Source organism: Porphyromonas uenonis DSM 23387 = JCM 13868 (genome assembly GCF_000482365.1).
Taxonomy (GTDB): Bacteria; Bacteroidota; Bacteroidia; order Bacteroidales; family Porphyromonadaceae; genus Porphyromonas; species Porphyromonas uenonis.
Genome location: NZ_KI535308.1, coordinates 83962 through 92448, shown reverse-complemented (window position 1 = coordinate 92448; position 8487 = coordinate 83962). Strand labels below are relative to the sequence as shown.

4 protein-coding genes are annotated in these 8487 nt (G+C 54.8%); 1 reads left to right on the top strand and 3 read right to left on the bottom strand.

Annotated elements, in window-relative coordinates; all coding sequences use genetic code 11:
* The first annotated feature begins 804 nt into the window (after nt 1-804).
* Entirely contained in the window at nt 805-1389 is a 585-nt protein-coding gene (locus L215_RS0106995; RefSeq protein ID WP_025882749.1) for an outer membrane beta-barrel protein, read from the top strand.
* Here L215_RS0106995 and yihA read toward each other — a convergent pair.
* From yihA to L215_RS0106975, 3 genes are read right to left on the bottom strand one after another with little or no spacing between them, the layout of a single operon-like run.
* Complete coding sequence (gene yihA, locus L215_RS0106990; protein ID WP_025882748.1) at nt 1386-1997, bottom strand: ribosome biogenesis GTP-binding protein YihA/YsxC; 612 nt, start codon at nt 1995-1997, stop codon at nt 1386-1388. The genes L215_RS0106995 and yihA overlap by 4 nt on opposite strands.
* 40 nt (nt 1998-2037) lie before the next feature.
* Nucleotides 2038-2598 (bottom strand): HD domain-containing protein, encoded by a 561-nt coding sequence (locus L215_RS09445; RefSeq protein ID WP_036871651.1) that lies wholly within the window; start codon nt 2596-2598, stop codon nt 2038-2040.
* Nucleotides 2591-8299 carry an alpha-2-macroglobulin family protein gene (locus L215_RS0106975; RefSeq protein ID WP_244869678.1) on the bottom strand — a complete coding sequence of 1903 codons (5709 nt, stop codon included), beginning with the start codon at nt 8297-8299 and terminating at the stop codon, nt 2591-2593. The genes L215_RS09445 and L215_RS0106975 overlap by 8 nt, the downstream gene beginning before the upstream one ends.
* Nucleotides 8300-8487: the final 188 nt, after the last annotated feature.

Genomic DNA, 8487 nt, shown 5'->3' with positions numbered 1-8487 from the left:
TGCTGTTACTGCTCTGGCGACAAAGTTAGCAAAATAAGCGATACAAATAGGCTCCCCGACTAAGTTAGCCAGGGCTGATGCCTGATAACCTGCCGTCTAGAAGCTGCGCATGACGATAACTAGAGATACGCAGTTCGAGCATCACTATAGAGTGGCTACGGATCCTCTCTGATTACATCTTTCTCCCGAAGAATTGAATTCCTACCTAGGAATTTGCCAAATAGCTACCTAGGAATTCCCCCAATTCCTACCTAGGAAATAAAAAATTCTTCGGAGGAATCAAATGAAACTTCGGAGGAATCAAAAAATAAGTCCGAAGAATTTTTTATTCCCTAGGTAGCAAATCAAAAATATCTACGGAGGAATTTGGGCAATTCCTAGGTAGGAATTGAAACGAGCTCATTTTTTACAATGCATCAGCCCTGCCATCGACTAAGTCAGCCCGCTCTCCGATGAGGGTTAACTGTTATCTTGAGGCTTCAAAAAAGCGTGCGTGGAGAGAACTGACGCTTTGCTACCTATGAGACTGTTGCAAAAGTCAACAGTCTCACAATCTTGCTTACAAGATTGTCCTGACTTTGCAGAAAGAATGAAGCGCAAGGCGCTGAGGGTGAGGTCTGAAGGGAGCATACCTCCGTATGTGACCGAAGCCGAATCCCGAAAGCAACACAGCGATTCGCCTTTATGCAACAGTCTCACCTATGAATAAGTCCCAACCTCCACTGGCATTACCCTTATATTGGTATTGCTTTTCTCCTAAAAGATTCCGACCTTTGTCGCCTGTAATCACATATAGGACTAAACATGAAGAGACTATTCACACTTTTCGCAGGGCTACTAGCCCTCCTCTGGAGCTGCGGCTCACTACAGGCACAGACCACAACGGACGAGCACGAAGACCACGCATCGTGGTTCGTGGGCGGTGTCGCTAGCTTTTGGGTTAATAGTGATGCCAAGACGACGTCGCTAGAGTTTAATCCTGAGCTAGGTCACTTCCTGAATGACACGTGGGCTGTGGGGCTTATCGCAGGCTATGGACTGAAGTCGCAAGAGACGGATAGTAAGAAGGTGCTACAGCACGAGTTCTCGCTCTCTCCCTTCGTGCGCTACTACTACCTGCATAAAGGCCCCTTCAACCTCTATCTAGACGGCAATGTAGGGTACAACTATGAGATCCATGGCGGCGGAGATGGTCACCACGGCTTTGAGGTGGGCTTGCGTCCAGGCGCTTGTCTAGACCTTGCTGAGGGCTTGTGTCTCTGTATGCGTCTGGGATTCTTGGGCTATCGCAAGAGCTTCCACGGGGAGGAGCCTGACGTGCCTTCGAATGGCTTCGGCTTTTCTTTCACGCCAGAGCACCTGATGCTCGGACTGGAGCTAGAGTTTTAGCTCTCTAGCTCACCTATCATACGGTTGAGCTGATCGATATAATCTAGGACTTCGTCACGCCCCATGCCAGTCGATGCACTGGTTACGAAGAGGGGCGGTAGCTCCTCCCAATCTTCTAGTAGACGAGATCGGTAAGCCTCTACAGCCTCTCGCTGTACCTGCTTGCCGATCTTGTCCGCTTTGGTGAAGACGATACTGAAGGGGATGCCTTTTTCGCCCATCTCGTTGATAAACTCTAGGTCGATGCGCTGTGGCTCATGGCGGATATCCACGAGGACGAATAGATTGACCAAAGCCTCGCGCTTCGAGACATACTCGGTGATCAGCTTGCGAAACTGCTCCCGCTGCTCGAGGCTCCGACGTGCGTAGCCGTAGCCAGGCAAATCCACGAGATGCCACGACTGATTGATCAGAAAGTGGTTGATGAGTTGTGTCTTACCCGGCTTTTGCGAGGTCATCGCTAGCCCTTTGTGCCCTGTGAGCATGTTGATGAGCGAGGACTTGCCCACGTTGGAGCGCCCGATGAAGGCGTACTCGGGGAGGGTGCTCTGGGGACAGGACTTGACTGAAGGACTGCTCTGTACGAAGGTAGCGGAGTGTATCAACATTGTTTTGGGAGTCTTGAGAGGTGAATAATGGATAGGTGCTTTAGACTAATGTACTGGGCACCTGAAACTGCTTGTGCATCTCGTCGAAGCGAGCTAAAGAGTCAGCACCATACTTGGCGAGCGAGGTGCGTACCTTCTCTAGGGGTTTCTGATGCTCTAGCTGGGTCTTGGAGTAAAACTTATCGGCATAGCAGATGACCCGCTCCTCGATGCTCTGGGGCATATAGAGGCGGTCGGTCGGAAGATCTAGTCCCCGAGTGCGGATGGTCTCGCTATCTAGTCCTGTGCCGGTGTGCCGCTCGGCAACCTGCGCATGACGCTCCAGACCTAGCTCGCGAAGTAGCTCGCCACCAAGGTAGCCGTGCCGTAGGTAGGGCTCGGTGCCGTAGCAACCGATCGTGGGGGCGTCGGTGAGGTAGATGCCGATGTCGTGGAGCATGGCTCCCTCGTAGACAAATCGCTCGTCGCACGCTAGCTCGGGGTGCTGACGGACAACTTCAAGTGCCAGCTCGGCAACCTGCTGGCTGTGGGTCAGCAGGATGCGGTAGCCGAGCGTGTCGGTAGGGTAGTAACGCTCGATGATCTGTATGGGGTCAATCATTTGCTATTACGGTGTAAGGGGTTGGCATAGCGGTCTGTGCGGAGTACTCGGTGGCGTAAGCGCACTGAGCCTGCGTGACACCACGCTGGTAGGTGCCTGGACGTACCACGCTCTGCTCGTAGCTGATCTCGTAGGAGCCACGGAGTAGACTATTGATATGGTATATCTGCGCATAGTGGCGTGCCTCGACATAGTAGCCTAGACCGCCCTGCCACTCGTAGTGACTGAGCTGCTCTAGCGGTTCACAGCATGCGGGACGCATGTCTCGTATGGTGACGAAGTCTAAGTCACGACGGGTGGTGATGCGGAGCTTCGTGATGAGGATAGTCCCGACGGTGAGCTTTTCGCCAGACTGGATGGGACGCTCTTGCAGTTGACCGTTTATCTCCTCACGAACGTAAGTCTCGCTTTCGATCATCAGTTCGCCTTGTCGCTCGGACACCTCGCTGAGCGGCTTCTCGCCAACGCTTAGGATGCCACCCCAGAGGATCGCTTGCGGGTCGCTGTGCGTGATGACGATGCTACCCGTGCGGTCTAGCTGGCTAGGCTTGTACTGTAGTCCGCAGTAGGAGTTGGTCTCGATGCGCTCGGTCGTACCATCGGCAAGTGGAATGGAGATGGTCACCTGGTCGTGCTTAGCCGTTTCCCCAGCGCCGTCCTCTAGGAGTGTGAGCAGGAGCTCTAGCTGCGTGAGGTTGGAGGCGCGCAGATTGGTGCGTAGGTACTCCATCGCCCAGCGACGCATTTGCTGTACCGTGTCGGGATAGATACCGAACAGTTCGAAAAGCTCAATGGTCTCTCGCTGTAGCGACATAGAGCGGTCTCGCCAGAAGTAACCACCAACGAGGGTGTTGGCAAAGAAAGCTCCCTGCGCCGCTTCGTAGGATAGGTGGTCGTGCAGTATCTCGGCGAGCTGTCGTGCTTGCGACAGGTTGCCCAGCTTGTAGAGCGTGTAGGCTGCTTGCGGTAGGGCGTAGAGGGGGAGCTGCTGCGCCTCCTTGACGAGGAGTGGCGTGAGGTAGTCGATGAGTGCCTTCGTGGTCGGGTCTTTTTGCAGAGCCTTAGCGTCACGCCAGCGGTAGGAGAGGTAGAGCCACTCGGCACCCCATGCGGGGAGGGTAGGTTTCCGCTTGCTCTTGGCTAGCTCCTTCTTCATCTCTTGCATCAGCTTGGTCGTGGTGCGGTCGTAAGCCTGCCAACCACGGGAGAGCATGGAGGTTATATCTTCGTTTGGCTCTAGCTCACTGACCGCTGCAAGGTAGTCGAGGATGAGCGGCGTGAGGTAAGAGGAGCTCGGCATGTCGGGGTACCATGACCAGTCTCCCGAACCAGTCTGTAGGTTGCGCAACTGCGCTATGTCCTTGGTAGCGGTGCGCTTATTGGGCGCCTTGAAGAGTGTCCAGAGCTGTTCCTGCGCACCGTCTAGCCACCGCTCGGTAGCACGCCAAGGAGTCTCGTCTAGCGGTAGGAGTGTGGTCTCACGGTTGCTGGTCAACTTGTTGGCGCCCTCGGTTGCTTTCGCCTGAGCTTGTGCCTGAACCCACTGAGCTATCTCCGGCTGGCGTAGCAGTTGCTGCGTGCGGGTCAAAGTGTAGATGCGCATCACCGTATTGATCGCGTCTCGCTCCTCATTGTTAAAGAGGATCGGCAGTTGTTGCAAGGCGAAGTAGCGTGGATTGCTCCAGAGCTGTAAGTGTAGCGAAGCTGACGGATCGCTTGCCTGCCCGAGCAACGCGCTGAGCGGGTAGGAGTAGCTCGCCTGCTTGTCCCAAGCGAAGGGGATACTCTCGACGGTGCGTACCGTCGCTGGCTGTACGGGGATGACGTACTCCTCGCCATCGCTGAGTGAGCCGCTGACGAAGTAGGCCTGCACCCGCAGTGCCGAGAGGTCTGGCAGAGCGGGTAGGGCGATGGCGTAGGGCGTCACGCCACTGGCGGGAACGGTGAGAGCGAGCTCCAGCATGCCGTCGGCAAGCGGAGTCGCCGTGCTGTCCGCCGCCAGAGCATCGTAGAGGACTAGTCGAAGGTTGCCACGGAGCGGCTCCTCGGTGAGGTTACGTATCGACCCTGTCAGGTAAGCTTGGTCTCCCTGCATGAGGAAGCGTGGCTGCAGCGTCTCGACCATCAGCTGGCGGTAGCTCTTGATGTCGGCCGTAGCGGCGCAGTCCGTCAGTCGGCTGTCGTAGCCAAAGAGCGCAAGGCGATAGCTGGAGAGCGCTTCGGGCATCTTGCCCGTAAAGGTGACAACGCCCTCGTCGTCGGTGTAGAGATCCGCTAGGAAGAAGGCGGTCTGAGAGAAGTCCTTCCGCAAAATAGGCGCGGCGAAGCCAGTGACCACCACCTCGTCTAGTCTGTTGCTGCTCTCTCTTTTTGCTCCGGCTTCGTCATAGGCAAGCTCTAGGTCATCCTCCACTAGGACGACGCTCTTAGAAACACCCCTCACTAAAATGCCTGCTCTAGCACCATAAACCGCACCATAACCCATTGACGAGTAGTCCTCTAGACCGAATCTGAAGCAAGGGTTCGGGCTGACATTCTGAAGGTAGAGCGGTATGTATTGAGCCAAGCGATTGATGCTGTGCGAGCGCAGGCTCTCCAAGGCAGCGTCATACATCCACGCCATGACGGGGATGCGGCGAGCAGGCGTGCCATCGCTGTAGGTGAGGCGAGCTTGCCACGTGTGGGTTTCGCCAGCGAGGAGCTTGTCGGGCATCTCGATCCACGAGAGCTGCAGGGTCGGCTGGTCGGCCGTATAGCGATACTCTAAGCTCTGAGAGGTGTAGCGTCCGTCGCGTACGCAGTACAGCTCTATGCAGATCTGCCCCTCCGGGTCAACACTCTTGGGGAGCGTCGGCTGCCAGCGTCCTACCTGCTGAGCGGGGAGCGCGGGGAGCTGTCCGTAGATAGCGGGCTGACCTATAGTATTGATGACATAGTAGATCGCCTGCTGGTTCTCGTTGCTGGCATAGTATATCGTAGGTGCGCCACCTCGTGGGTATTCCTCCGAGGGCGAAGCCGCCCACAGCGTACTTTGTATCGGTAGACGCTTGTCATGCTCATCAAAGAGGACTATCTCTTGCTCTTTCTCTAGCGTCTCACCCGTCTTATCGTGGTAAATGTAAGTCAAGCGGTAGGAGCCCGAAGGTAGGCGAAGCCACTCAGCGGGCAGGTGTAGCTTCTCGTTGGCGGGCACCTCTACCGACCAAGAGCTTGTCGTATCAGCGAGCGAAGTGAGTCGTAGCTCTATCGTCGTGGCTATGGAAGCATCGTCCTCGTTGGTCACACGGATGGTAAAAGTCTGAGTCTCCTCTGGCCTATCCTTGAAGAAGGTCTTTGCCCCCTTGTACTCTATAGATACAGGTTTCGAGCCGATCCAAATAGATCGCTCTAGCCGTTGCGTCTCGCCACTGGGCGCTGTGATGGTCACCTCTATGCGGTAGGTGTGAACTGCCCAAATTTGCTGGTACTGACGCATAGCCTCGGTGCGTAAGTCTGAGAGGGTAATCGGGAACTCAAAGCTCCCATCCTGCTCATTGACCTGAAGCGTGCCAGAGGTGAGTAGCTGATCGGGAACAACCTCATCAAACAACCAGTTCCTATAGCTTCCCGTCACGCTGTAGGCTACAGATGCCTCTGCGAGCGGATAGCCACTGTAAGTCATCGCAGAGCCACGGACGGTAATCGTGTCTCCCAGCTTCATAGCCACCTCGGGCAGGGTCAAGGCACCCTTAAAGCTCGGACGCTTATACTCCGCTACATGAATGGTTGTCTCATATTCGTCGAAATCATCTAGATCGCTATCACAAGAGACCTCAATGGTGTAGCCGCCCGTCATCGCCTCTTTGGGTAGCTGGAGGGTCGCATGGAGACGACCCCACTGATCAGTCTGGACTGTGATCGAGTCGATCATATCGTCCTGTGGCGTGTATAACTCGATAGTCAGGTCAAGCTTGGGCAGCACCATCGCTTGCTTCGGGTCGTAGCCCCTTCGGTAAGCGACAGCGTAAAGCTGAATCTCATCACCCAGCTCATAGATACTTCTATCTGTCTGTAGGAGCGCCGTGCTTACCGTCTTGGATAGCTGAAAAGTGCCACGCTCGCCACGGTAGCCATACCAATCGTTACATAAGGGTAAGAGCAACCGATGGTCTGCACTCTCCACCCGAAAAGCTTCAGCACGCTGTCGCTGAGCCTGCCTAGGTGTTGCAAAGATGCCGAGCTTGTCTGGTGTTCGCTTGCCAATCTTGTCCAGTGTAGGCTTATAGTTCGAGTGCCATCCTGAGCGCTTGTCTCCATAGCTCCATAGCTGTATGGGCGCCGTCTGAGCTTGCCCCGTGAGGGCATTCAGCAGTTGAGTTGTTCCGTTACCTAGATCCAGCGTCCATAGGTCGCTTACAGTGCAGTCGTAAGTCATTGTGTCTGTCTGCTCCACGTCCTCTAGTTGTTGCGCTTCAGCTGTGCGATGAGAGACTACTTGCAGGCGATAGTGCCCCGTGGGCAAGGAGGGAAGCTCTATCGAGTCGCTCTGGTGCACCATCGCATCCAGACCTTGCTTCCCCTGATATGTGTGACTCCAGACGAGCTTGGCTTGCTCGGGAATCGTGTTTCCTTCAGCCTTGATGGCATCTTGTGGCGTAAGCGCAAAGAGCTTGAGCTCCAGTCGCTCTACATTGGCCAGCTTCATCTTTACCATTCCTTGATGTTCGGCTAAGATAAAGCCAGTTAGATAGATGCTTTCCTGTGGCGTAAATAGTTGTCGGCGGATCTCCTTACAGAATTCAGGGTACTTGCCCTGCTTGTCGAGCCACTCTAGGTAAGGCGTGATGAAGTGGTAGGCACGCAGAGGGTCAGAGCCGTTGGCATAGTAGTATTGGAAGAGTCGCTTGTATATCTCCATCGTCTCAAGGTGCATCTGCTGGCTCTGCTTGAGTAAGCCTTCTAATTGCTCCGCTACGGTACTGAGAGCTGTGCCACGGGTTGTCTCCTCGAGCGTCACCGCTTGGTAAAGGGCATAGAGCCTAGCCCCCTCGTCCGCTTGCTGGAGTTGATCTTCCGTCAGGAGCGCACCGATCCGAGCCGACCAAGTTTGTGTGCGTCCGACTTGCTGCTCTAGCTGATGCAACAGAGAGATAGGTAGAGCCTTCAGCAGGTGGCTTATGAACGTATAGTTACCCTCTTCGGGAAGGCGATCAGCGTAAAGCGCCTCGGGTAGCTGCTTCGCCTCTTGTCGTGGTATCACCTTGTAGAGCTCAGCACTTGGAGCGAAAGCTATCTCCAGCAGCGGATCTATAGCTTTCATATAGTCCGCTTCACTCCAGTAGCGAGGCGTGACGCTGTCCTGCTCCTGATCCGTGAGGCTTAGTCCCTCTGACCTAAAGCTCCAATCAGAGCTCTTGACGATATATTCCCGTGCTATGTATAGAGCGAGGAAGCGCTGATCCCGCTCTGACAACTTATTCCGTCCTTGCCACGTGGTGTGGAGTAGGGGAAACTGCTCCAGCAGACGGTTGTAGTCTAATCTGCGAAGAGCCGTCTTGTGCGCCTCCAGTGCCTCGATGGTGTAGTAGAGATTGCCCTCACGGAGAGCCTGAGTGGCGAGTCGCTCAGCGCAGGAGAGCGTCTGTGTCGGCAGCCGCTTCTTCTGTAATTCCTGTAGCTCCTTGTAGAGAGCTTGGCTAGATTTGGCTGGTTGCTGTGCCATGGTCATAGTGACAGATAGTAAAGTGGCAAACAATATACATAGTGTGGTGCGAAGTCTCATAATATAGTCCCGTTTGATACCCCTAAGTTACTTGAAAAGATACAAACAAGCAAGGAGTAGCGACTGACCGTTCAAGACTAATGCGTCACAACGAGCAGTATCGTCTAGTATGACATACCCATCATACA

Excerpts from the sequence above, each read along its gene's own strand:
- L215_RS09445 (WP_036871651.1), bottom strand. The coding sequence starts at position 2,598 with ATGATTGACCCCATACAGATCATCGAGCGTTACTACCCTACCGACACG.
- yihA (WP_025882748.1), bottom strand. The coding sequence starts at position 1,997 with ATGTTGATACACTCCGCTACCTTCGTACAGAGCAGTCCTTCAGTCAAG.
- L215_RS0106995 (WP_025882749.1), top strand. The coding sequence starts at position 805 with ATGAAGAGACTATTCACACTTTTCGCAGGGCTACTAGCCCTCCTCTGG.
- L215_RS0106975 (WP_244869678.1), bottom strand. The coding sequence starts at position 8,299 with ATGGCACAGCAACCAGCCAAATCTAGCCAAGCTCTCTACAAGGAGCTA.